This window comes from Alkalimarinus coralli, from assembly GCF_023650515.1.
Lineage (GTDB): Bacteria > Pseudomonadota > Gammaproteobacteria > Pseudomonadales > Oleiphilaceae > Alkalimarinus > Alkalimarinus coralli.
In genome coordinates, this window is the sequence record NZ_CP096016.1 from 3,117,765 (window position 1) to 3,143,961 (window position 26,197).

The window sequence follows — 26,197 nt, forward strand, 5'->3', positions numbered from 1 at the left end:
AATGCAATCAGGTATCCGTATACGACGCGCTCTCATCAGCGTGTCTGACAAATCCGGCATCGTAGAGTTTGCCCAGGCACTCGAAAAGATGGGCGTTGAAATCCTCTCGACTGGCGGAACATTTAAGTTGTTAACCGATAGTGGCATCGCCGCTATTGAAGTTTCCGACTACACAGGCTTTCCAGAAATGATGGATGGCCGAGTCAAAACATTGCACCCTAAAATTCATGGTGGAATATTGGGGCGTCGCGGTATTGATGATGGCGTCATGGATGAGCACAGCATCAACCCTATCGACATGGTGGTCGTCAACTTATATCCGTTTGAAGCCACCATCGCCAAACCTGACTGCGATCTGCCAATGGCAATAGAGAATATTGATATCGGCGGCCCAACCATGGTTCGTTCGGCGGCAAAAAACCATAAAGATGTTGCGATAGTCGTTAATGCTCCTGATTATGATGCGGTATTAGCTGAAATGAACAGCGCAGAAGGCGCGCTGTCACTTGAGACCCGTTTCGATCTGGCCGTTAAAGCCTTTGAGCACACCGCAGCCTATGACGGAATGATCGCAAATTACCTGGGTACAAAAACCAACGATAACGCATCTGACACATTCCCTCGCACGTTTAACACCCAGTTTGTTAAAGCACAAGACATGCGCTACGGTGAGAACCCTCATCAGCAAGCCGCGTTCTATGTTGAGAAAAACCCCGCGGAAGCGTCTATTAGCACAGCCAAACAGCTGCAAGGCAAAGCACTTTCATACAATAACGTTGCAGATACCGATGCAGCACTAGAATGTGTAAAACCGTTTGCTGACCCTGCATGTGTCATCGTCAAGCATGCCAACCCTTGTGGTGTCGCTATTGGTGCAGACATCAAACAGGCGTACGATCTGGCTTACGCAACTGACCCAACCTCTGCATTTGGCGGTATCATTGCGTTTAACAGAGAGCTGGACGAACTAACGGCAAAAGAAATTATTGATCGCCAGTTTGTCGAAGTGATTATTGCGCCTACCGTATCTCAAGGGGCAATTGATGTGGTATCAGCTAAACAAAACGTGCGCTTGTTAGCCTGTGGCGAGTTTGGTGAAGCGCGTATACCTGGCTTTGATTACAAGCGCGTCAATGGTGGACTACTCGTTCAAGACCGCGATTTAGGCATGGTAAATCATGACGAACTGAAAATGGTGACTGAGCGATCTCCAACCGAGCAGGAACTTAACGATCTATTATTCGCCTGGGAAGTTGCCAAGTTTGTTAAATCAAACGCGATTGTATATGCCAAGAATGGCCGCACTATCGGTGTTGGCGCGGGCCAAATGAGCCGAGTCTATAGCGCTAAAATCGCAGGCATTAAAGCGGCAGACGAAGGTCTTGAAGTTAAGGGGTCTGTCATGTCTTCAGATGCATTCTTTCCCTTCAGAGACGGTATCGATGCCGCTGCCAAGGCTGGCATTACCGCAGTGATCCAGCCCGGCGGTTCAATGCGAGATCAGGAAGTCATTGATGCAGCCAACGAGCACGGTATTGCAATGGTGTTCACCGGAATGCGTCACTTCAGACATTAACCCCTGCATTAAGATACTCATCCGAGAGGATCTTATCTAGGCACCCTCTGATTCCAGATAACGACACCCCATGTCGTTATCTGGCAGACTACAGGACAAGCATAAAATGAAAGTACTTCTTATCGGCAGCGGTGGACGCGAACATGCTTTAGCGTGGAAAGCAGCCCAAGCTGACTATGTTGACACCGTTTATGTTGCTCCGGGCAATGCTGGCACCGCATTGGAACCTAAGCTGGAAAACGTAAACATTGATGTAATGGATCTTGAAGGTCTGGCGAAATTTGCTGAAGAGCAGCAAATAGGCCTGACGATTGTTGGCCCAGAGGCACCGTTGGTTGCAGGTGTCGTAGACCTCTTCAACGAACGAGGCCTGCGTATTTTTGGTCCCTCAGCGGGCGCGGCCCAGCTTGAAGGTTCGAAGGCATTTACCAAAGACTTTTTAGCGCGACACAAGATACCAACAGGTGCGTACGAAAACTTTACTGACATTGATCAGGCACTGGGTTACGTTCGTGAAAAAGGTGCGCCTATTGTCGTAAAGGCCGATGGCCTTGCAGCAGGTAAAGGCGTCATCGTCGCTATGACGCTTGAAGAAGCAGAAGCAGCCGTTAAAGATATGCTCGCCGGCAATAAATTCGGCGATGCAGGCCACCGAGTGGTTATTGAAGAGTTTTTAGAAGGTGAGGAAGCCAGCTTCATTGTTATGGTAGACGGTAAAAATGTCTTAGCCATGGCAACAAGTCAGGATCACAAACGCGTAGGCGATGGCGATACAGGCCCTAATACAGGCGGAATGGGTGCTTATTCACCGGCCCCTGTTGTCACCGCAGAAATACATCAGCGGATTATGGATGAAGTGATCTACCCCACGGTCGAAGGCATGGCAGCGGAAGGCAATGACTATACAGGCTTTCTTTATGCCGGTTTAATGATCGCGGCAGATGGCACCCCAAAAGTCATTGAGTACAACTGTCGATTTGGCGACCCTGAAACTCAACCCATCATGTTACGCATGAAGTCAGACCTTGTTGACCTTTGCCAAGCCGCTGTAGATGGCAAGCTAAATGAAAAGAGTTCGGACTGGGATGAGCGAGCATCCGTCGGCGTTGTACTGGCAGCAGGGGGTTACCCCGATAGCTACAACAAGGGCGACATTATCACCGGGCTACCTGAGACAGAAGTAGACGGTGAAAAAGTATTCCATGCTGGCACAAAGGACGCAAACGGCCAGGTCATCACTAACGGCGGGCGGGTACTTTGCGCGTCAGCGCTCGGAGAGTCTGTTACCGAAGCACAGCAGAGAGCCTATAAGCTAACCAAGCAGATCAGCTGGGATGGCGTATTCTACCGCAACGATATCGCATACCGCGCTATCGAGAGAGAGAACAGCCAGTAGCTAGGTACAAGGTACAAGGTACAAGGTACAAGGTACAAGGTACAAGATGAGGGTGGATTAAGCATTTAGGCTGATCCACCCTTTTTTTTGCCACGAATGAAATTTATACCATATGCTCTTTTAGTTTCCGTTCCTCCACAGGAGTTCAAGTTTTGTATATCCTAGCAGGGGTTGAATTCACTTGATTCTGCTTCGCTGCATCACGACTACAAGGGCACTGTCGATTCTGAGAGGGTTCGTAGCCTTGATGGAAGGAGGCACGACTGGAATCAGGGTTTATCTGTTCGACCATAAGTCCCCCCCCCTAGATTTTGGCTAAGGTAGCGGAACCTATGAAGGCAGAAATCGGCTAAGAGACGACCTCCTTTAGAAGCGTGAGATTAGCTCAGGGATAACCTCGCTTTGGAGCAAAAGATAGCTATAAAGGGCTCGATAAGCCTTTAGCTATGGGTGGTTAAAAATCAAAAGAATCATCAGACTCCATAAAGTTATCAAAATCTTGAAAGTCAGCGAATTCAAGAACAGTACCGAATTGATTATTTATCTGTTCAAGAGAATCAGTAAAGCGTTTTGTATCAAGTGTTGTTAACGATTCGTCCAATGAATTGAATGCGCTTGAAAATATAGCTGCTCTGCTCTCAAAATGGGTAGATAAATATTCTTCAAGCTGCGCTCTACTTTTTTGAATCTCGGGTATTAGGCGTTGACATAATTGATTTATTTCATGCCTCCTTTCTTTTGCCTCTTGCACGACAGGGCTATCCCCAAGCGCCAAAAGGCCAGATTGTTGTAATAAGTTACCAACCACAAGACCTATACTAGAACCAATAAGAAACCCCGCTACGGGAATAGGTATAGCAGCCTGACCTAACGCACCATAAAAAGACATTGATGCCGTATTAATAACTGTATGACTTATATCCTCGAAAAGTTTTTCTTTATTGATATCACCCTTCAAATAGCCAACCAGAGATATTCGTGTCTGTTCAAGAGCTACAATATAAGTGCCTCTGGGCAAAACCGCTCGGCTGACTTGATGGACCTGATTGCTTATATGAAGGTTATCTATACACCAGTTTGCAAAGTGTTCACAATTATTGAAGACAAGATTATACTGCGACTCTTCAAGTTTGGACTTTGCTCTTTCGACAATTTGTTCAGGTGAAAACTGAACATGATTATGATACTGAATTGTATATTCCCGCCCATCGCAGAACTCGCCTATACTCACTTTCTCAACTGGCCCACCCCGCATCTCATTCCCAAATCCCGAGTAATGGATTACCTGTTCATCGCCCACATATACACCATGATGCGTGTAGCCAAGACGAGGGGTTACAAGGTGGGATCCAATTTTGGGTAGATTATAATGTCTATTAATTTGGTCGGTCAATGAATGGTCTTCAATTACCGTACTTTGAAAAACCTGATCTAGATATTTCCGTGTAAGAAACTCAGAAACCTCTTTTTCTGGTAAATTTAATTCTAAATTATTCAAACCGGAAATCCTTTAATTCGTTTTTATAGAAACTTAAGAATGATAGCCTTCGAACCGGCATTAAGGTACCCGATTTTGCAATCTGTTACATAAATATACGACTGTTTCATTGTTAAATTTGGGTTAGATGACTAGGCTGAAATCCTTACTTAAATTACAAGGATATTGCATGTTTATTCACAATTTAACTCCATCACAGCAAAGTATTTTTCTAGGAATGGCAATAGAACTGATAGAAATAGATGGTCAAGTTGATGATCGGGAGTTCAGCCTGGTTGAAGAATTAAAATCCCTTTGCTCGGTTGAGAGCGAGCCGGTGAAAATCACTTCAAATGATGATTTAGCCACACTGTTTCTCGATCAAAAATCTCGAGTTTCGCTTTTGCTGGAATTAATCAGTATTGCATGCGTAGATGAAAATTACGATGAAAAAGAAAAAAATTACATTTCCCAAGTAGCAGGAATGATCAAGGTTCCAGAGGTTTTGCTAGAAGACTTGGAATCTTGGGCACAAAGACAAATGACCCTAATGCAAGAAGCTATAATTTTCATGGAGAACTAAGACATGCCTTTACCCCTTATTTTGGCAGGTGCAGCTTTGGCAACTGGTGTTTATGGAGTAAAAAAAGGTGTCGATGCCAAATCTGATCACGACTCAGCGAAACACTGGAATGAACGAGCAGAAGAGCTTTACGATAACGCTAAAACAAAACTAGAGTCAAAACGCGAGAAAGCCCAAACGCAAATGAAAACGCTTGGGAAAACAAAGTTTGGCCTCTACAAGAACTCAATTGTTCCTTTTGTTGAAACTTTCTCACTAATTAAAGCTATTGATTTTGATGATGAGTCTCTAATAGATAGTTTTGGACTACCCAATATAGACCGTGCTGAAATGCTCGCGATGGAGGAGTCAGTCTTCGAAATAAAGCAAGCTGTGACTGGAGGGATGACTGCCCTCGGAAGCGGCGGTTTAGCAGGCCTTGCTGCTTATGGCGGAGTTGGAACATTTGGAGCCGCATCGACAGGAACCGCCATTGGTAGCTTAAGTGGAGCAGCAGCAACAAATGCTACTCTGGCTTGGCTAGGCGGAGGATCTCTCGCTAGCGGAGGATTTGGAATGGCCGGCGGAATGGCCGTTTTAGGTGGGGTTGTTGCCGGCCCAGTTCTAGCAGTCGGCGGAATGATGCTAGCATCAAAGGCTGAAGCAGCAAAACATGATGCATACGCAAATTTTGATAAAGCTGAACTAGCAGCTGAAGAGATGAAGTCTGCAGGGGTTGCCACAGACGGTATTGGCCGCAGGTTCCGCGAGATAAACAAAATTCTTGTTGGTCTAAATGAGCGATTTATACCACTGCTAAATTCTTTACAGGATTTAGTTGAAGAAAATAAGGACTATCAAATGTACTCCGAAGAAAACAAGAAGCTTGTTTTCTTGGCCGCATCCACAGCAAAAGTGCTTAAAACTATTATGGAATCGCCAATTATTGATAAAAAAGGCTCGTTAACTAAGGAGTCTCGTAAAGCCGTCACTTTAGGAAAAACGACCTTATCAAAAAGCGACAGCTGAATATTTTCAAACAAAATATAGATCAGGGCCTATGTATTGGCCCTTCACTTTATGACAGATAAGCCTCAAAAAATCACTACGGTATCTTTAGAACCATTTCCATGCACACAGTGTGGAAAATGCTGCAAAAATGTTGATCTATCTGACCTGACTTCATGGTTGGATAGAGGGGATGGCATTTGTAAGCACCTAAATTGTGCCACTAACATTTGTAATGTCTATGAGAATAGACCTGACATCTGCCAAATAGACAAACAATATCAAACTTATTATTCTGAAATTTACTCGTGGGAAGAGTTTACAAACTTGAACCTTGAGATTTGTGAAAAATTACCAAGTTAAAAACAGTCTGGGCAGACTCAATGGAGGATCTACACCTAATTTATAAGTGTCTCTTTAGAGTCTTTTGCGGACGTTGGGATGTCAGTAGCCTTGATGAAGCGTAGAGGCTGTGAAAGTATTAACAAGCAAGAGATTCTTTGCCTTCAAGGCGAACTCGAAGCGAATCTGGCGCCATTACAACGCCCCTTTTAATTATTATCTGTAGAAACAGGTAATAATTATAAGCCTTTAAATATAGCTCTGAGCTGAGTTCCTTCTTTTAAGGCGAAACAGAGCTTTATTTTTTATCTCCTCAAGGAGCCTGTCGAACCCCAACACATTAAGTGTACGTGTGAAGTTATAGCATAACGCCATTAAACTAAACTCAGCCGCTACCTTCTCTTGGCCTCTTAGCAGGAAGTGGCTCCAACCTGCTTTCCCTTTTTCCCCTTACCCCCTGTTTTAGGCTTGGGAACATAAGGTGTTATCTTATCTTTTACACACTTAGCAATATGCGCCCCGCTGTAATAGCCCGCATCAGCAAGCACTTCTAACTCATCTGAATTCAGTATTTTCTTTGCTTTTAGCGACATTGGGTGCAATTGTTTAAGATCGTTTGGCTCCGTTGTGACTTCTTCGCAAACAATCAAGTGATGCTTGCTATCTACTGCTATCTGTACGCTGTAGCCGGATACCTTTTGAGTTCCTTTGTTCAGTAAACGGGCATCTTTGTCTGTACTGCTCTCTTGTGTTCTTTTAGATTTTTCTAACCTTTTTAATTCGCTCTCTTTATCTTGTTTTTCTTTTTTCCAGTCTTCGAGTTGCTGAAGCACTTTTTCCAGTTCAATATCATTGGGCTTGTTTTCTTCTTCCTTTTCCTGCGCATCTTGCTGATCTAGCTCGTTCTGCCATTGCTCGATATGCGCCTCTAGCTTTTTGAGCTTCTTCTTGAGACCTGTGGTGGTCGTAAAGCTCTTGCGGCTCGCGCTTCCTTTAAAGAAACTGCCGTCAATAGCAATGCACTGGCCTTCAAACAACGAAAGTTTCTTGCAGAATAAAATAAACTCTTTATGAGTCTCCCGAATCGCACGCCGGTTTTGGCTGCGAAAATTAGCGATCGTCTTATAGCTTGGCTTAAGCCCTTGAACTAACCACATCACCTCTATATTGCAGTGGCACTCTTGTTCTAACCGACGACTCAACTTAATGCGGTTTAGATATCCGTAGAGGTAAAGCTTGAGTAACGCACCGGGAGGGTAGGCAGGCTGCCCGCTATTAACCTTGTTCTCTAAGGTATGTTGATAACCGAGCTTTCCTAAGTCTAAACATTCAACATAGGCATCAAGGGCTCTGATGGGATGACTCTCATGCACGTAGTCATCCATATGGCTCGGAAACAAATCCCCTTGATCGCGGGAGTGTGTTTTCTTGTATTGTCTTCCCATTTTCTTATATCTTCGAAGTCGTTAGGCGACGATATTATACAGCGGGGAGCCTATGGATGCTTTCACAGCCTCGCAGCGGAATCAGGGGAGAGATGTTCATCTTCAAACCTAAAGATACCAACATTAGCTATCAACCAAAACCCTGATTCCAGTCGTGCCTCCTTGCATCAAGGCTACGATTTTAGACTCTTTTCGAAATATCCACTTTTTAGCAATTGAACAAACGGTTCCTAAAAACCTCCTTCCATCATCGGTAACGCTAAGAAGAACTTGAGTATCAAAGCATTAGCGATATCAATAAAAAATGCACCGACTAACGGAACAACCAGAAAAGCTTTGGGTGATGGCCCAAACCGGCTAGTAATCGCATTCATATTACCAATCGCAACCGGAGTTGCCCCAAGCCCTAACCCGGCAAAGCCCGACGCCATTACCGCTGCGTCATAGTTTCGCCCCATAACGCGAAACACCACCCACATGGTAAACAGCGTAATAAGTGTCACTTGAATGCACATAACGATAACCGCTGACAGAACCCCTTCAGACAGCGCCGCAAATTGCATGGAGATTAAACTCATTACGAGGAATATCTGTAGGCTCAGATTATTTGCAACACTGACCGCTCGCTCGCTAATCTTAAACTTGACCAGTTCCGCACCATTGGTAATACAGATAGCCATCAACATCGCGGTCAGAAAGCCAGGCAACAGCATTCCCGTACTAAAAAGAAACCGGTTAACCAAGTCACCGACTTGAATACAGATAGCAATAATCAAAACCGTTTTCAGAATATCCTCAAGTTTGGTGGGGTGATACTGCTCTTTCACTTCAGCCACTGTTTTGATGGTATCAAGCTCGCCCTCCGGCTTGAGTCCGTTCACTTTAATCAACCGGCCAGCAATAGGCCCGCCAATGATGCCCCCCATAATTAAGCCAAAGGTCGCAAAGGTAATACCGAGCGCTTCTGCGTGCTCAAGGCCCGCTTTTGCAGCCTCTGCCCCCCACGCGATAGCCGTACCATGCCCCCCGGCTAACGAAATACTGCCTATAAAAAGCCCGTAGGCCGGATTGCCGCCGAACGATGTAGCCACCAGCACCCCGGTCGCATTTTGCAAAAACAGAAACATCATAGAAATAGCGAGCAGGATCGCCAATGCTTTTCCACCCGCCAGCAGCAACCTGAACTTGGCTGTTAAACCTACTGTTGTGAAAAAGACCAGCAGTAGAATGTCCCTCAGTCTCATATCGAACTCAACCGTAAGCCCCCAATGACTGCTTACAAGTGTGATAACCAGACTGAACAGCAACCCTCCGGTTACCGCGTCGGGAATATTATTTCTTTTGAGTAAAGGAATAACACGATTAATAAATGCCCCGGCAAACACGGCAATGATGCTGAGTATAAGAAAGTCGATTCCCTCGATGCGGTAACTCATTGTTATCCCATTTATATCAACAAAAAGACGGTGCTAGATTACCAGCACCGTCTGATAGCGACAAGAATGGGAGTGATTGTAATTACTTAATAGTTAAGCGCCAGGCCCGCAATCCAAGCAGCGCTCTATCACGTCTGGCCCAATATGCAAGTTATGGTTAAGATCGCGCAGGGCCGTTCTAACCCCTTCTTCTATCACCGGGTGATAAAACGGCATATCCAGCATCTCGGATACCGTCATGCGTTTTTGAACTGCCCACGATAGCAGGTGTGCAATATGCTCAGCGGCTGGGCCAAACATCTCTGCCCCCAAAAACAGTCCTGTACCTTGTTCCCCATATACTTTAAGCAGACCTTTGTTCTTTGCCATTACTCTGCTTCTGCCCTGGTCTTCAAACGAGACCTCTCCCGTGGCATAACAGGTTTGGCAACGTTCTTTAACCTGATCCAGTGTTAGCCCGACTGCCGCAATTTGCGGATCGGTAAACACCACCGCAATGGGAGCCCTTCTGTTACCCGCAAGAACCCGTGGAAAACCTCCAGCGTTCTGCCCAGCAATACGGCCTTCATCTGCGGCCTCATGCAACAACGGAATATCATTATTGGCATCACCCGCAATAAAAATGTGGCTTCCAGCTTTCGCGTCAATTCGCTGTGCCTGCATGGTATATCGATCAAATAGCGGAACACCTCTATCATCAAGCTCAAGGGAGGTATTTTCCAAGCCTAGCTTATCAACATTGGGCACCCGGCCAGTAGCAGCCAAGACAAAATCAAACCGTTCCACCACATCACCCTTTTTCAGGTGTTTGTAGGCAATTTCTACCTGTGGCTTTGTTTCACCATCGACGGTTGATTTCACTCGCTCCATTCCCTGCACTTGAGCATCGGGATCAAGATAGAATTCATCATTAAACGCTTTTCTGGCATAGGCTCTGATATCAGGGTCTCGTATCGCCCCTAAGCCACCTCCCAAGCCGAAGACTTTAACCCTAACACCCAGTCGGCTCAGCGCCTGGCCAAGCTCCAGCCCAATGACACCCGGCCCAAACACGGCAATAGAGTCTGGCAGGGTCTCCAGCTCGAAGACGGTGTCATTGATTAGTAACCGGTCATCTAACTTTTCAAAGCTCGACGGATAGCTTGGTCGACTACCTGTGGCGATAACCACTCGCTCTGCCTCTAGCTCAATTTCTGCGCCATCTTCCAGTGTGACCGCTACTTGGTGATCGCTTACAAACGATGCAACCCCTCGAAGCCGGTCATCTGCAGGAATATTTTCAACCGACTCCACAACAAAGCCCGAAAAACGATCCCGCTCTGAACGAACACGACTCATGACCTCAGCCCCGTCAATGCTCAGCGGGCCAGGGTGAACGCCAAAGACAGGGGCTTTCTCAATAGAATGTGCTGCTTCTGCTGCCGCGATCAATAACTTACTTGGCATACAACCGACTCTTGCGCAGGTCGTTCCATACGGCCCACTTTCAACAAGTAATACGCTATCAGTATGCTCCTTGGCTGCACGGTATGCCCCTAAGCCTGCGGTGCCTGCGCCAATTATCAGTACATCAACTTTTCGTATCATTTTTTCTGTTTGATATGCCTGCATCATTCCTCCCAAGCCTGGCTAAACCATGTTACTAAGTTTGCACAACCTCATGATCGCCTTAAGATATATTATTTCAGTGTGAGCCTTACCTCCAGGCAAGGCTCTTCGCAATGGTCAGTGACTAGCGGCTCATATACACTTCCAGTTCATCTGCGCCACCAATCAGAACCCCATCAACAAATACTTGAGGTGTTGTTCCTTTTCCGGTAACGGCTTGTAGTGAACTATAGCTAATACCATTTTGCCCCAACTCAATATCTTCATATCGAATACCTTTGGCGTCCAAAAGGTTTCTTGCTCTGTGGCAGTGTGAGCAGCCAGGCTTGCTAAAAAGCGTTACTCTTGCGGGTAACTTGGCTTCCTCATTGATGTAGTTAAGCATGGTGTCTGCGTCAGATACTTCAAAAGGGTCGCCTGGCTTTTGTGGCTCAATAAACATTTTTTCAATAATGCCGTCTTTTACCAGCATTGAATAACGCCATGAGCGCTTGCCAAAGCCCAGCTCATTTTTGTCTACGGCTAAGCCCATGCCTTCTGAGAACTCCGCATTTCCGTCAGGCAAAAAGTAGATATTTTCTGCATTCTGGTTCTCTTTCCAGGCATCCATCACAAACGGGTCGTTAACTGATAAACAGATGATGCTATCAACACCATTCTCTTTGAACACGCCTGCCAATTCATTGTATCGAGGTAAGTGCGTGCTTGAGCAGGTAGGCGTAAATGCACCTGGCAATGCAAATAAAACGACGGTTTTACCTTCAAAAAGCTCTTTAGATGTAACTTGTTTCCACTCATTGTTCTCTCTGATCGGAAATGTAACTTGTGGAACTGCGTGGCCTTCTCTAGATTGCAACATTTGTTTCTCCTGGGTCGTGATGTTTAGTTGATGTAAATAAGATACGATAGAGACACCGATTAAGATAATTAATTGTTTAAATTACTTTGATAGATTTTAAATATAGTTAGTTATATAGGCGACCAGACAGACCATCGCCTAGTCAACACAGCCGCCGCGATAGGAGCGACAAAAGCTCACGCCCTCACCTTCAACCATTGTATTAGCCGTGTTAGGATGAGCACCATCTCCTCTGAGTGCAGAGGGTAACCTGTGATGAGATTAGATATGTCTGTATTAGAGTATTGGCCAGAGTTTCTAACGGTTGTAACCGTTCACCTTCTTGCCGTCGCCAGCCCTGGCCCCGACTTCGCTGTCGTCGTAAGACAAAGTATTAGTTTAGGCCGTAAAGAAGCGATATGGACCAGCATAGGGGTGGGAGCCGGTATCCTGCTCCATGTGACGTACTCGTTGTTAGGGTTAGGGCTATTGATATCTCAATCAGTCCTGGCATTTAATATTCTCAAGGTTCTCGCAGTTGGCTATCTGCTTTTTGTCAGTTGGCAATGCATAAACGCAAAACCACAGTCGCTAAACCTGAGTCAATCCGATACACCGAACAGCCGCCTGCTGTCATATCATTCGGCGATGTCGTGCTTCCGCCTCGGTTTTTTAACCAACGCGTTAAACCCTAAAGCCACACTGTTTTTTGTGGCGCTTTTTACTGTCGTCATCAGCCCTGGTACTCCAACCGCCGTGCAACTCTTTTATGGTCTATGGATGGCCTTTGCGACCGGGCTTTGGTTTATCGGGTTATCGCTGTTTCTCTCGCAACAGCGGGTTCGCTCTTTTTTCTCGCACTTTGGGCACTGGGTCGAGCGTGTAATGGGGGGAGCACTCATCCTCTTAGCCGGAAAGCTGGCATTTGCTACGTTAGATAGCCCAGACCCGTCATAGATTGCACACCTCGTAAATCGGGGCTTAACAGTATATATGTCGCTGAGTATAGAGATAGTTTCTCCATTACCCTGTTCTTGAACTATGCTTTGATTATAAGCGACGCCTGAGAAGTGGTAGCCATAATCATCCAGGCTCTGTTAATAAACCGGGGGCGGATTGATTGTGCTAACATTTTTCAAGTCAATGGTCAGCAGTAAACTACTGAAGCCGGTTTTTGCCGCATTGATTGTTATCTCTATCGTGCAGGTTTTGCTGTTTATTGTACTCACCTCAAGTAACGTAAACAGCCTCAACCATAGTATCGAGTCGGGCCTGAAAAACAGCGAACAACAGATAACAACCCAGCTCGCTCAGACAAATTCTCAGGTGGAAACACTCATTCAACAGATGGCCGATAAAACCGGCCAATCGCTTTCGGCAACGCTTGCGCTCAACTTTGAAAAAGAAGAACTGATAATAGAAGAGAGCTTCCAATATTCGCTAGAGCAATCATCAAGGACACTTGCAACGGTGCTCGCTCAAATAGCACCGCCTTATATTTGGGACAACGATACGCCTGAGCTGACACGCATTGTAGAAATGGCGCATCAGACAGACAATGTTGTGTTTGCTATATTCCTGGACAAGGAAAGCAAGCCACTCACTCGCTACCTGAACCGCAAAGACCCCATCATAAAAGACCTCATTTCCAGCAGCCAGGTTCGCGGTTCAGTTAACAAAGTACTCGAGGCAGCCCCCAAAAATAACGACATTTCGGTTATCTACGAACCAATAAATTCAAGAGATGTTGAAATAGGCAAGTTTGTCTTAGGGATCAGCAACGCGCAGGTTGTTTCAGAAGTTCAGTCGCTAAAAGATCGCTTTAGTAAACTTATAAACGATAGCAATAAGACCGTTAAAGAGACGATGAGAGAAGAGTCGGTCAATGTTGTTGCTGCATTACAAACATCACTCAAAGAAACCACCAACGATCTGGGCGAAACGATTTCATCATCAATCAACACGATCAGTTCCGGGGCAACAAACTTAACAGTATCTCTAACAACCTTGGTCATTATTGCTTCATTGGTAACCTTACTATGCATGGCATTTTTGCTGACCAAGCTCGTGCTTAATAAAATTAATAGCCTGAGAAAAGCCTTATGGGGTATTGCTGAGGGCGAAGGGGATCTTACTCAGCGAGCGCAAATTACCGGGAGCGACGAGATTACCAACATGGCAACGGCACTCAACCGTTTTATAGAAAAAACGCAAAGTATCATTACAGAGGTTAACCTCGCTGCGGATAACGCCTCAAATATGACAGGCACATTGGCCAATACGGCAAACACGGCTAACAGTGCGGTAAATAGACAACAGAATGAGATTGAGCAGATATCATCAGCTATTTCTCAAATGAGCAGTTCAATTCAGCATGTTGCAGAGAGCATTCAAACAGCCGCAAAAAATGTAGAAGATATTCAATCGGAATCCAGCGAAGCCTCCAGCATTTCCACTCAGGTAAACGCTCAGTTAAACCAGTTGATAAGAGATATAACGAATGCAAATCAGGTTGTTATGGAGCTTGAAACCCATAGCAACCAGATCGGCTCCGTGCTCGATGTAATTAGAGGCATCGCCGAACAGACCAACCTTCTGGCACTAAACGCAGCGATAGAGGCTGCCAGAGCTGGAGAGAGTGGACGAGGGTTTGCAGTGGTTGCCGACGAAGTTAGAGCGTTGGCCAGCAAAACACAGCAATCAACGACAGAAATTCAACAAAGCATTGAGGGCCTTCAAGAGGGCAGTAAATCTGCCGTCAATGCCATTAACACGGCAAACCGGGTAGCCAAAGAAAGCATTGACTCATTTAGCAATTCAGATGCCCATTTAGAGAGTGTTTCGACTTCGGTCACACAGCTATTTGACCTATCAACAGAAGTAGCCTCAATGGCAGAAGAGCAAACTCATGTTGCAGAGGAGATTAATCGCAATATTGTAAATATTAATGAAGCAACAGAACAGACTGCGTCATCGGTAAACCGGGCTGCAGCCTCAAGCACTGAAATAGACGATGTGGTTAAATTGCTAAAAGATAAGGTGTCCCAGTTTAAAGTTGAGTAATGCGCCAACAAAGCATAGTGTATTACTACAGGTGATACAATCTTGAAACAGGGTGCAACATGTCGACAAAGCAGGCTCTACTCTACTCATTTACAGCGGGTGCTGTTTGCCTTTTTTGTACGTGGTTGTTTGGCCACTTATGGGTATTTATCGCGATTGTCTTCGTCGCCTCAATGGGGATTGCTGTGAAGTTGTCTGAAATAAAATCAATATCTGAGCCGGGCAAAAAAGAAGACCAGCAAACGCAGCCCTCTTCCCAAGGCGATAAGAAACAGTAATTAGCTGAATTAGTAAATAACGTCTGGCTCTCACCAAGAGAGCCAGCAAATCAAGCCTGTCGCTACACCTCAAACCAAGCCGATTAATACCCTGCTCAGACGAGTAAATTAACCGCATTGCTCATAAAGCGCTCGAATAGATTTTTCGGTTTGCTCCCAGCTCATGCAGGCATCAGTGATTGAGACGCCGTATTCCATCTCCTCAGATATGTTCTGGCGCCCCTCATTGATATGACTCTCAATCATCACGCCCATAATTGACCGATTACCTGAACTAACCTGCTCTGCTATATCACTTAGGACGTTGGGCTGCTGAAGGTGGTCTTTCCCTGAGTTTTCATGGCTACAGTCAATCATAATACGTTCATTTAACCCGGCATCACGCAATGCGTGCTGGCAACGGGCAATATTTAGTGCATCATAATTCGGCTGCCCATTTCCACCTCTGAGCACAATGTGGCCATTTACGTTCCCCCCCGTACGAACAACACCCACTTCCCCATTGTCAGATACTCCCATAAACGCATGGGGACTGGCCGCCGACTTCATGGAGTGAATAGCTGTTGCAAAGCTGCCGTCTGTTGCATTTTTAAACCCCACCGCCGCATTAAGCCCACTGGCCATCTCTCTGTGCGGTTGAGATTCAGTGGTTCTCGCACCAATCGCGACCCAACTGATCAGGTCGTCATAGTAGCTAATCGCCAACGGGCTGAGGGCTTCTGTTGCCAGGGGAAGCCCCATGGCAGCAAGCTCTAGCAGCAAGGTTCGAGATAACCTGACTCCTTGCTCCATATTGTCAGAGCCATTCAGGGATGGGTCGTGCAGCAACCCTTTCCAGCCGACGGTGGTTCTGGGTTTTTCAAAATAGCAACGCATCACTATACACAAGCGATCACTCACTTGGGCTGACAGGTGCGCAAGTCGTCGACCATAATCAATCGCAGACGCGGTATCGTGAATAGAGCAAGGCCCTGTCACCACCAGCATTCGTGCATCCTCACCATTTACGATACGATGAATGCTCTGCTGATGCTGTTGAACCTCAAATAACAACGCCGGTTTAGCTTGCAACTGGCGTTTAATCACAGCAGGTGATGGCAAAACCTCCACGCTGGTAGAGGAGGTCGCTGCCACCGTAGCGTGATTTAAGCTTGTACTCGTTAAGTGTGTCATCTATGAATTCCTTATTGTTCCCTAATTTAAGCCCTAAAACGAAAAAACCCCGATCAGCCAAAGCCTTTCGGGGTTTTAAAAATCTTCCGGAAGGCTGTTTTGTTAAACTCACCTTCCAGATACGTTATGCTATTTCATAGGCATCCAGGTTCGCTTAACCGTTTTACTAAAAAAGTAAAACCAATAGTGCCAACCAGTAAAAGTATCAGACGAAAAGACACGAGCCTGCCCCGCAATGGCTGCGGACAGATCAACAAGTAAGGAATTTAATTGCGTGCTTTTCATATTCATAATGCAGAAGCTTAACGCAAATAATCAAACTTTCAAACCTGATTTCAGCAAACTTAATATATTTTTTAGCCGCATTTTTGCATGGCGTCATCAAACAGGTGCCTGCGATTTTAGATATTTAGTGCTACATTCCATATACAGGGATGAAAAAACAGTATCTCGCTCAACTGTATCTAAGGATCTCGTTATGAAATTCAGCAGGGTTAAAACAGCCAGCAGGCCGCTGGTCAGATCAAGCTTGGTGCTTATACTTTTTATTTTAAGTGCATCTGTGCTTGCTCAAACGGTTGAGGTTATTTCTATACAACACCGTTCAGCCGAAGATATCGCCCAACAAGTCAAGGCACTCTACCCTGAACAGGAATTACGAATCGTTGGCCACAACAAGCAACTTACCGTAAGAGCTAGCGCTCCTATAGTCGATGAGGTTAAACAACTCGTTTCATCATTGGATACGCCACCGCATCAATTTTTAATCAGTATCTCAAACGATATGAACCATAAGCAGTTGCAATCTGGTATCTCTGGCGCTGCATCAATATCAACCAATTCTGCCAGCAGTAACGGAGTTAAAATATCTGCTCACAACAAAACATATCAAACACGAGGTTCGGGAAATCAAACCGTAAGGGCGGTAGAGGGTCACTCAGCCTATATCAGCGCAGGCCAAAAAAGGCCTGTCAGAGGCCGCCAACTGGTCAATGGCCAATGGGTCAACTCAGTGGATTACATTGATATGACCCGCGGCTTTTATGTTCAACCCAGGCTTATTGGGGAAAGCCAGGTTGAGCTGAAGATTCGATCTCAGCAAAACCGCTCAAGTAAACAACATTACAATGAAATAGACACCACGACGGTCGAGACAATACAGGTGGTCAGACTGGGTGAGTGGGTTAGTATCGGCGGAAGTTCGACAGCTAACAACAACCATCAAAGCGGGATCAGCTACTCCACCCAACGACAGAGCGTGGAAGATCAAAATGTAACCATTAAAGTAGAGCTGGTGACGCAATAGCTGCTTTAATCACGCCCCAGACTCAACGATCCAGCTGTTCTAATAATATGTCTTTCGCCATATTAACCTGTGCCGCCAGAAAATTGCTTCCACCTCGATCTGGATGCAACTTTTGCATCAATTTACGATGAGCATCCAAAATTTCCTCACGTGTTGCCCCCTCGCTGAGCCCCAGAACCTGTAGCGCTTGCGCGGTATCCATATTCGATGGGTTAACATGGGCCTTTAGCTCATCAAACTGATAGCCAGACTGTTCTGCTTGTTTTCGCCACTCTTTACCGAGACGGCGTTGCAGGAAGGCATCAAAGACAGGCACGGAATCAATATACTGGTCGGATGCCAACTGATATAGCTGAAACAGTTGTTGAGGGTTAAGCGCATTTAAGCGCTTGCCTTTAAAATCACCTTGCAATACCTCTCCGTTCATCTCTCCGTTGCGATGGTTTAGTGTCATAGTCAGCAAAGACGTTTCTACCGTTGACTGATCATCCGAGTCAGCCTGCTTAGATGCTTGTACCTGTTGTTTCAAATAACGAAATAGCGGGACATACCGAAGCAATACCGGAAGCTTTTTAGTAAACGGGATAACAGCAGCCACAATAGCGGCTATAAAGTGAATTCGCCCCGTCAGGAGCAGCAGCAACAAAACCCCTGCCGCCAGCACCACAGCGATAATATAGCCGAGTTGTCGGCGCTGCTTAGGGTTGCTATTGATACCGTACCGGATAAGGCTAAATACGAGTAAAGCAGCTAAAAAACCTATCACTATATGCATCGACTAAACTCTCTGATAACGATAAAACAACCATACGCGAGCCATCTATCTAAAATCAACCATCAAAGCGGCTCCGTCAAATCCAGATACCTCTTCAAATCGAACAGCCCTCTATCTATATAAGAGAATAGAAGAGTATGATAGATTATCCCGCGTTCGACTGAAAAAATCTAACCGCCACAACCTGTTTCAAGGAGCTTAAATTGATCGTCTATCAAGGCGTAGAAGGTGCATATTCACATCTTGCCTGCCAGCACGTATTTCCACAACGACAGGCCAGAGCATGTGAAACCTTTCTGGAAGCGATGCAGGCAGTTGAACAGGGAGAGGCAAATCTTGCAATGATACCGGTTGAAAACTCAACCGCAGGGCGGGTCGAGGAGATCTATCGTTTGATCCCCAAAATGAGCCTGCATATCGTTGGTGAACATTTTGAACCCGTCAATCACTGTCTGCTAGCCCTCCCCCAGGCATCACTGGCGTCTATTCGCAGCGTCGGCTCACACCCTCAGGCACTCGCACAATGCAATAACCATATCGCGCAGTTAGGGCTGGTAGAAGTGGCTAAGCTTGATACCGCTGGCGCTGCTTGCGAAGTCAGCCAAAGCGGGGATACTACAAAAGCGGCAATAGCATCGTCACTAGCAGCAGAGCTCTATGGCCTTAAGATCCTCAGAGACAATTTCCAGGATGAGCAAGGCAATACGACGCGCTTTATTATTCTTTCTCACACAGAACAGCTCCCCGTTTTTGAGCAGCACAAATCTTATATCACGTCGATAATCTTCAGAGTCAGGAACATTCCCGCCGCGCTATATAAAACGTTAGGCGGCTTTGCCACCAATGGTGTAAACCTCGTCAAGCTCGAAAGCTACATGCCAGGCGGACGCTTAAATGCAAGCCAGTTTCACGTAGACATAGAAGGCCACCTGAATATGCGCTCAATGGAGCTGGCAATTGAAGAGCTGAGCTTTTTCGCCGAAGAGGTCAGGGTTCTTGGTAGTTATGAAGCCCACCCATTCAGGGCCAGTGCCAATTTTCATGAGTAGTCATTTACATTTCGGTTTCTACGTATCTATAATTTCGAACAACGATCTATAATAACTCGGTTACGATTCAGCTATAGTTGATTTGAAAACCAAGTCCCACAGTTTATCGATCCCGATATAACCCCTTTTTCACTCGCCATAGCCGGGTGTCACAGTAAACTAAAGAGTGTCTAACGGAGAACATCCATGCTAAAGCGCATGAGTATAATGATTATCATTCTGGCTATCGTTTTTGGTGGCATCTTCTGGTTTTTAGGGTACTTTAAGCCAAAAATGGTCAACCAGTACTTCTCCAGTTTTCAGCCTCCTCCGGTATCCGTTTCGTCGGCTACCGCTGAAACAAGCTCCCGTACTCCTTTTCTGGAGTCTACCGGCACAGTTATAGCCGTGCAGGAAGTCGTCGTCACAACAGAGGTGGCAGGGTTGATTCAATCAATCAACTTTAAATCAGGCCAGGATGTTGATAAGGGTGCCCTACTTGTCAAACTGGACACATCTGTTGATCAAGCTGAGCTTAAGGGGCTGATAGCCTCAGGTAAACTCGCCGAAGCCAATTTTAAGCGCGACAAGCAACTTATAGAACGTAAAGCAGTCAGCTCTCTTGACTATGAGACCAGTCTTGCCAGTTTAAGTACCGCTGAGGCTAACATTGAAAGCCAAAAAGCAACAATCAGCAAAAAATCGATTCGGGCGCCTTTTAGCGGAAAGCTGGGTATTAGAAAGGTTGATCTGGGGGAATACCTGCAAGCCGGATCACCCATTGTATCATTACAGGCACTGGATCAAGTGTATGTCAATTTCTCGCTACCAGAGCATCACTTTAGCCAAGTCAGGCTAGGCCAAACAGCCATAGTCACGGTAGCAGCTTGGCCAGAAAAAGAGTTTAAAGGACAGATAACAGCCATTGACTCAAGAATCAGCGAAGCAACGAGAAACTTCACAATTCAGGCCACTATCGATAATCCTGAGCATGAGCTTCTGCCAGGTATGTTTTCTGAAGTCAGATTAATCACAGGGCAGCCTAGAGATTTGGTTACAGTTCCTGAGCAGGCAGTAGAGCGAAAGCTATATGGCACATCCGTATTTGTTATTTCTGAAACAAACGCAGAGCCCGCCCCTGATAGCGGAGAAGAGGCCAAGACAGTTTTAACTGTGGAACGACGCTATATTAAGACCGGACTCACGCTCGACGGTTATGTTGAAGTGATATCGGGCCTGGAAGATGGGGAGCAAGTGGTCGTGGCAGGGCAACTTAAACTGCAAAACGGCTCACACGTTGTCATTAATAACACGGTTAAACTTAACTAAGGGGCTTACATGCGTTTTACGGACTTGTTTATACGCCGCCCGGTGCTGGCTTCGGTGGTCAGCCTGGTTATTTTGTTGCTCGGTCTGAATGCACTGAAAGAGCTGCAAGTACGCCAGTACCCTGAACTGGAAAACTCGATTATATCTATCGCAACAGCCTACCCTGGTGCCAGCTCTGAGTTAGTAGCCGGTTTTATCACCACGCCTATACAGCAAGCAGTTGCTAGCGCTGAAGGCATTGACTACCTAAAGTCAACCAGCTCACAAGGCGTGAGCCTTATTCAGGCACACTTAAAGCTGGGTCAGAATGCCAATGCTGCGATGACAGAAGTGCTGGCAAAAGTATCCGAAGCACGGAAAGAGCTTCCTTCAGATGCAGAAGAGCCCATTGTTTCAAAATCGACGGGAGGCACAACGTCCCTGCTTTACTTGAGTTTTTCCAGTGAACAGATGGAAGAAACACAGATCACAGATTACCTAAAGCGTGTTGTACAGCCTCAGCTAGAGACCCTGGAAGGCGTCGCGAGTGCTAAAATACTGGGTGATAAGTCTTTCGCTATGCGTGTCTGGCTAAACCCTGGCAAGCTAGCGGCCTACAATCTAACACCACAAGATATTGCCCGCTCTCTCAATAGCAATAGTTTTCTATCGGCTGCTGGCCAAACCAAAGGCCAGTATGTAGCGATCAATGTAACCGCCGACACTGACCTTAAAAGCATTAACGAGTTCCAGCAACTGGTTATAAAGCGTGACGAAGGGGCGTTGGTGAGACTTCGCGATGTAGCGACAGTCGAACTGGGCGCAGAAAATGATGACTCCGCCGTTTACTTTAACGGTAAACGAGCTGTTTTTATCGCAATCGATGCCCAACCCTCAGCCAATCCGTTAACGGTTATCGACGGCGTTTATGCAAAGCTACCCGATATCCAAAGGCAACTGCCCAGCGCTCTGGAAGCAAAAATAAACTATGACGCCACCCAGTTTATTCGAGACTCCATTTCTGAAGTGGTCAAAACTGTCGGCGAAGCGACCATTATCGTTATCTTTGTTATATTTCTGTTTTTAGGCAGTGGCCGTGCGGTACTGATCCCTATCGTAACGATTCCTCTTTCGCTCATTGGTGTCTGCTTTTTCATGCTGGCAATGGGTTATTCGTTGAACTTGCTGACGTTACTGGCCATGGTATTAGCGATCGGTCTGGTAGTTGATGACGCCATCGTGGTGGTAGAGAACATTCATCGCCATATTGATGAAGGGCTCTCCCCTTTCAAAGCATCAATTGAAGGGGCACGCGAGATAGCCGGACCGGTTATTTCGATGACCCTGACCCTCGCCGCAGTCTATGCACCCATCGGATTTATGGGCGGGCTCACGGGTGGATTATTCAAAGAGTTTGCGTTCGCGCTTGCCGGTGCCGTGATCATTTCAGGTGTCATTGCACTCACACTCTCTCCCATGATGTGCTCAAAACTACTCACAGAAACCAATAGCCCAATGGCCCAGCGTCTCGATCAGCTGTTTGACAAAATCAGGGAACGCTACCAGAATCGCCTTCATCACACGCTCAATTACAGGCCTGTGACACTGGTGATGGTGCTGACCATGTTGGTAAGCTGTGTGTTTCTTTATCAGTTTTCTAAAAAGGAGCTGGCTCGCAGCGAAGACCAGGGGATTATATTCAGTCTGTCCACGGCACCAGAAAATGCAACGCACGATTATGTTGACGCTTATACGGGAGAACTGCTCAAAGCCATCGACTCTTTTGAAGAGAAAGAAGGCTCATTTGTTGTCGCGGGCATGGATAGCGTTAACTCGGTATTCTCTGGCATGCTGCTAAAGCCGTTCTCTGAACGTGAGAAAACCCAGATGGAACTGGTTCCTGTCATGCAGCAGAAGCTCTCGGAAATCGCTGGTTTCCAGTCTGTATCATTTAACCTCCCAACCCTTCCGGGAGCAAGTGGACTGCCGATCCAGTTTGTCATTACCTCCGCCCAGGATCACCAGGTTTTATATGAGCTTGGTCAGGAGTTGCTCGGCCAGGCAATGCAAAGCGGCAAGTTTATATTTTTAGATACCGACCTAAAATTTAATAAACCCAAAGCAGATATCAGCATAGACAGAAGCAAAGCCGCTGAAATGGGAATCAGCATGCAGGATATTGGCTCAGCCCTGAGCACCATGCTAAGTGGCGGAACGGTCAATCGCTTTAATGTAGATGGGAGAAGCTATGACATTATTCCGCAGGTAGAACGTGATCATAGACGAACATCCCAGCAGCTCGATGACTATTATATTCGAACCGCGGAAGGCAGCCTGATACCGCTTTCGACAATCGCCAAAATTACGGAAGACGTAGAGCCTAATAAACGAGGACAGTTCCAACAGCTAAACTCCATGGTCATAGAGGGTGTCATGCGCCCGGGGGTAAGCCTGGGGGACGCTTTGGGCTATCTTGAAAGCACGGCGTTGGAGGTATTCCCTAAAGGCATAGGTATCGACTATGCGGGGCAGTCGCGGCAGTTTATGCAAGAAGGTAACGTGCTGATATTCACCTTCTTTTTCGCACTGATTATGATTTATCTGGTTCTTGCCGCTCAATTTGAGAGCTTTAGAGACCCCTTTATTATCTTAATCAGTGTCCCTATGTCACTCCTTGGCGCCCTATTGCCTATTGCATTCGGAGCGACATCAATCAATATCTATACCCAGGTAGGATTGGTCACGCTGATTGGACTTATCAGTAAGCACGGTATATTGATGGTTGAGTTTGCCAATAAACTTCAAGTCGAAGAGGGGCTTGGTAGAAGAGAAGCTATCGAAAAGGCCGCAGGGATTCGCCTCAGGGCGATTTTGATGACAACGTCAGCGATGGTCGTCGGAGTCGTGCCGCTTATTTTGGCCTCGGGTGCAGGTGCAGCCAGTCGCTTCGATATCGGTTTAGTCGTTGCATCAGGGCTGTCTATTGGTACGATATTCACACTGTTCGTTGTTCCTGCAATGTACGTGATTGTGGCCAAAGACCGCACATCAATCGGTGTCGATGAAGACGAACGACCTGCTGGTGATGCAAAACCAGTCAGCGAGCCTGCAACCTTGCCATAGTTTTCAGGCAAGCAGTCCTGCAGCGTCATACAGGAGGGCCACCCCCTCCTGTAACCCATCACTTAAACATCTCTCCACTGAACCCCGAAGACATTAAGTAGATTTCTAACTGAAAAAGTATTATTTCAAGGGCCCTTAAAGCTTTTAGGAAGCGGAACCTTCACTACATCCCACAACCCTGTCTCTACAGTCTCTACAGTCTCTACCCCAACCTATACTTCATTCTCTTCTACAGCAATAGACACAAAAAAAAGCCCGGTGATTTTCATCACCGGGCTTTTAGAAAGTCAGCTTAAGTAATAAGTATTACTTGTTCGCTTTTCTCTCTTTCTCTGCCGCAATAACTTCTTCAGCTACTGAGTTTGGACATGGCAAGTAGTGTGAGAACTCCATAGAGAACTGACCACGACCTGAAGTCATTGTACGCAGGCTTCCGATATAACCAAACATCTCTGAAAGAGGAACGTCTGCTTTAATACGAACACCGGTAACACCAGCCATCTGATCTTTGATCATGCCACGGCGACGGTTCAAGTCACCAATAACATCACCAACATGATCTTCTGGGGTGAATACATCAACATGCATAATTGGCTCAATCAGCTGTGGGCCTGCCTTTGGAATTGACTGACGGAATGCACCTTTAGCTGCGATTTCAAATGCCACTGCAGATGAATCCACCGCGTGGTAGCCACCATCAAACAGTTCAATTTCAACATCCAGCACTGGGAATCCTGCCAATACACCCTCATCCATCATCGTTTTGAAACCCTTCTCAACAGCTGGGAAGAATTCCTTAGGTACGTTACCACCTACAACCGTTGAAGAGAATACGAAACCAGAACCAGGCTCACCAGGCTTGATACGGTAGTCAATTTTACCGAACTGACCAGAACCACCAGACTGCTTCTTGTGTGTGTAGCTGTCTTCAACTTCCTGAGTGATTGTTTCACGGTAAGCAACCTGAGGCTCACCCACTTCCAGCTCAACACCGTAAGTACGCTTCAAGATATCAACTTTGATATCCAGGTGAAGCTCACCCATACCTTTTAGAATCGTCTCACCTGAATCTTCATCAGTTTCAACACGGAAAGATGGGTCTTCTGCTACCATTTTACCGATAGCGATACCCATTTTCTCTGATCCGCCTTTATCTTTAGGCGCAACAGCGATAGAGATTACCGGCTCAGGGAATACCATCGCTTCAAGCGTACATTCATGCTTAGGATCACATAGCGTGTGACCTGTCTGAACGTTCTTCATACCTACCACCGCGATGATATCACCCGCCTGGGCAGTATCAATCTCGTTACGGTCATCAGCCTGCATTTCAACCATACGGCCGATACGCTCGGTCTTGCCTGTAAAGCTGTTAAGAACGGTATCACCCTTGTTAAGAACACCCGAATAAACGCGAATAAAGGTCAGGGCACCAAAACGGTCATCCATGATCTTAAAGGCCAATGCACGTAAAGGCTCATCAGGAGATACAATTGCTTTCTCGCCTGTTGGGTTACCTTCTTCATCAGTAAGATCCTGCGGCTCAACTTCTGTTGGGCTTGGCAAGTAATCTACAACGGCGTCTAGCAGAAGCTGCATACCTTTGTTCTTAAACGCAGAACCACAGTATGTTGGGAAGAATGCCAGTGTGCGGGTACCTTCACGAATACAACGTTTAAGGTCTTCCGTGGAAGGCTCTTCGCCGTCCATGTAAGCCATCATCAAGTCGTCGTCCATTTCAACAGCAGTTTCAATAAGCTGTTCACGGTACATTTCGACGTCTTCTACCATGTCGGCAGGCACATCTTTTACTTCGTAGTTTTCTGGCTGTCCTGTTTCATCCCAAACGTATGCTTTGCGAGATAGCAGATCTACAACACCCACAAATTCATCTTCACGACCAATCGGCAAAACCATGATCAATGGCTTGGCGCCCAGTACGTTAGTGACCTGATCTGTCACACGCAAGAAGTCAGCACCCATACGGTCTAATTTGTTAACGAAGATGATTCGCGCAACTTCTGATTCGTTAGCGTAACGCCAGTTGGTTTCTGACTGAGGCTCAACACCACCAGAACCACAAAATACACCGATACCACCATCAAGTACTTTAAGTGAACGGTAAACTTCTACAGTGAAGTCAACGTGCCCCGGTGTGTCGATGACGTTAAAGCGGTGGTTATTCCAGAAACAACTTACAGCAGCTGACTGGATAGTAATACCTCGTTCAGCTTCCTGTTCCATGAAGTCTGTTGTTGACTCACCTTCATGAACTTCTCCAAGCTTGTGGATCTTACCGGTCAGCTTCAAAATTCGTTCTGTAGTGGTTGTTTTACCCGCATCAACGTGCGCGAAAATACCAATATTTCTGTATTTGGATAAATCTGTCATTTCTATACTCGATAAGTCAGGGCGAAAATTGCGCGTAAGTATACAGGTTTTCAAAAAAGTTTTC

Annotated in this window: 19 protein-coding genes; 11 read left to right on the forward strand and 8 right to left on the reverse strand. The window is 46.2% G+C overall.

Going from position 1 to position 26,197, the window contains the following annotated elements:
- Nucleotide 1 precedes the first annotated feature (1 nt).
- Nucleotides 2–1,576, forward strand: a complete 1,575-nt coding sequence (purH, locus tag MY523_RS14055) for a bifunctional phosphoribosylaminoimidazolecarboxamide formyltransferase/IMP cyclohydrolase (RefSeq protein ID WP_250658827.1) — start codon at nucleotides 2–4, stop codon at nucleotides 1,574–1,576.
- Nucleotides 1,577–1,682: 106 nt separating this feature from the next.
- The gene (gene purD, locus MY523_RS14060) at nucleotides 1,683–2,972 is read left to right on the forward strand and encodes a phosphoribosylamine--glycine ligase (RefSeq protein WP_250655322.1); all 1,290 of its coding nucleotides are present in this window, start codon (nucleotides 1,683–1,685) and stop codon (nucleotides 2,970–2,972) included.
- Nucleotides 2,973–3,426: 454 nt separating this feature from the next.
- Here the strand turns inward: purD and MY523_RS14065 are convergent, their stop codons facing one another.
- A complete protein-coding gene (locus MY523_RS14065; RefSeq protein WP_250655323.1) occupies nucleotides 3,427–4,470 on the reverse strand; it encodes a lecithin retinol acyltransferase family protein in 1,044 nt (347 codons plus the stop codon).
- Nucleotides 4,471–4,639: 169 nt separating this feature from the next.
- On the opposite strand from MY523_RS14065, the gene MY523_RS14070 reads away from it, so the two are divergent.
- Nucleotides 4,640–5,032 (forward strand): TerB family tellurite resistance protein, encoded by a 393-nt coding sequence (locus tag MY523_RS14070; RefSeq protein ID WP_250655324.1) that lies wholly within the window; start codon nucleotides 4,640–4,642, stop codon nucleotides 5,030–5,032.
- A gap of 21 nt (nucleotides 5,033–5,053) precedes the next feature.
- Entirely contained in the window at nucleotides 5,054–6,040 is a 987-nt protein-coding gene (locus MY523_RS14075; protein WP_250655325.1) for a hypothetical protein, read from the forward strand.
- A gap of 731 nt (nucleotides 6,041–6,771) precedes the next feature.
- Here MY523_RS14075 and MY523_RS14080 read toward each other — a convergent pair.
- The 4 genes from MY523_RS14080 to MY523_RS14095 form a co-directional block, all read right to left on the reverse strand.
- Nucleotides 6,772–7,806: a transposase gene (locus tag MY523_RS14080; RefSeq protein ID WP_250655326.1), complete on the reverse strand. Its 1,035-nt coding sequence runs from the start codon at nucleotides 7,804–7,806 to the stop codon at nucleotides 6,772–6,774.
- A 230-nt stretch (nucleotides 7,807–8,036) separates the two neighbouring features.
- Entirely contained in the window at nucleotides 8,037–9,242 is a 1,206-nt protein-coding gene (gltS, locus tag MY523_RS14085) for a sodium/glutamate symporter (protein ID WP_250655327.1), read from the reverse strand.
- Between the two features lie 93 nt (nucleotides 9,243–9,335).
- Nucleotides 9,336–10,856, reverse strand: coding sequence for a dihydrolipoyl dehydrogenase (locus tag MY523_RS14090; protein WP_250655328.1), 1,521 nt, complete (start codon nucleotides 10,854–10,856; stop codon nucleotides 9,336–9,338).
- Between the two features lie 118 nt (nucleotides 10,857–10,974).
- Nucleotides 10,975–11,709, reverse strand: coding sequence for a glutathione peroxidase (locus MY523_RS14095; protein WP_250655329.1), 735 nt, complete (start codon nucleotides 11,707–11,709; stop codon nucleotides 10,975–10,977).
- 267 nt (nucleotides 11,710–11,976) lie between these two features.
- On the opposite strand from MY523_RS14095, the gene MY523_RS14100 reads away from it, so the two are divergent.
- The 3 genes from MY523_RS14100 to MY523_RS14110 all read left to right on the forward strand — a co-directional run bounded on the left by MY523_RS14100 (nucleotide 11,977) and on the right by MY523_RS14110 (nucleotide 15,029).
- Nucleotides 11,977–12,645 (forward strand): LysE family translocator, encoded by a 669-nt coding sequence (locus MY523_RS14100; RefSeq protein WP_250655330.1) that lies wholly within the window; start codon nucleotides 11,977–11,979, stop codon nucleotides 12,643–12,645.
- A gap of 165 nt (nucleotides 12,646–12,810) precedes the next feature.
- The gene (locus tag MY523_RS14105; RefSeq protein WP_250655331.1) at nucleotides 12,811–14,751 is read left to right on the forward strand and encodes a methyl-accepting chemotaxis protein; all 1,941 of its coding nucleotides are present in this window, start codon (nucleotides 12,811–12,813) and stop codon (nucleotides 14,749–14,751) included.
- 59 nt (nucleotides 14,752–14,810) lie between these two features.
- Complete coding sequence (locus MY523_RS14110) at nucleotides 14,811–15,029, forward strand: hypothetical protein (protein ID WP_250655332.1); 219 nt, start codon at nucleotides 14,811–14,813, stop codon at nucleotides 15,027–15,029.
- 108 nt (nucleotides 15,030–15,137) lie between these two features.
- On the opposite strand, the gene MY523_RS14115 is transcribed toward MY523_RS14110, so the two are convergent.
- The gene (locus MY523_RS14115; protein WP_250655333.1) at nucleotides 15,138–16,202 is read right to left on the reverse strand and encodes a 3-deoxy-7-phosphoheptulonate synthase; all 1,065 of its coding nucleotides are present in this window, start codon (nucleotides 16,200–16,202) and stop codon (nucleotides 15,138–15,140) included.
- 478 nt (nucleotides 16,203–16,680) lie between these two features.
- On the opposite strand from MY523_RS14115, the gene MY523_RS14120 reads away from it, so the two are divergent.
- Nucleotides 16,681–17,508, forward strand: coding sequence for a secretin N-terminal domain-containing protein (locus tag MY523_RS14120; protein WP_250655334.1), 828 nt, complete (start codon nucleotides 16,681–16,683; stop codon nucleotides 17,506–17,508).
- A 22-nt stretch (nucleotides 17,509–17,530) separates the two neighbouring features.
- On the opposite strand, the gene MY523_RS14125 is transcribed toward MY523_RS14120, so the two are convergent.
- Nucleotides 17,531–18,283, reverse strand: coding sequence for a DnaJ domain-containing protein (locus MY523_RS14125; RefSeq protein ID WP_250655335.1), 753 nt, complete (start codon nucleotides 18,281–18,283; stop codon nucleotides 17,531–17,533).
- A gap of 203 nt (nucleotides 18,284–18,486) precedes the next feature.
- Between MY523_RS14125 and MY523_RS14130 the strand changes: the two genes are divergently transcribed.
- The 3 genes from MY523_RS14130 (at nucleotide 18,487) to MY523_RS14140 (ending at nucleotide 23,742) form a co-directional block, all read left to right on the forward strand.
- A complete protein-coding gene (locus tag MY523_RS14130) occupies nucleotides 18,487–19,332 on the forward strand; it encodes a prephenate dehydratase (RefSeq protein ID WP_250655336.1) in 846 nt (281 codons plus the stop codon).
- A 186-nt stretch (nucleotides 19,333–19,518) separates the two neighbouring features.
- Complete coding sequence (locus tag MY523_RS14135) at nucleotides 19,519–20,640, forward strand: efflux RND transporter periplasmic adaptor subunit (RefSeq protein WP_250655337.1); 1,122 nt, start codon at nucleotides 19,519–19,521, stop codon at nucleotides 20,638–20,640.
- A 9-nt stretch (nucleotides 20,641–20,649) separates the two neighbouring features.
- Nucleotides 20,650–23,742, forward strand: a complete 3,093-nt coding sequence (locus MY523_RS14140; protein ID WP_250655338.1) for an efflux RND transporter permease subunit — start codon at nucleotides 20,650–20,652, stop codon at nucleotides 23,740–23,742.
- Between the two features lie 306 nt (nucleotides 23,743–24,048).
- Here the strand turns inward: MY523_RS14140 and fusA are convergent, their stop codons facing one another.
- A complete protein-coding gene (gene fusA / locus MY523_RS14145) occupies nucleotides 24,049–26,133 on the reverse strand; it encodes an elongation factor G (protein WP_250655339.1) in 2,085 nt (694 codons plus the stop codon).
- Between the last annotated feature and the right edge of the window lie 64 nt (nucleotides 26,134–26,197).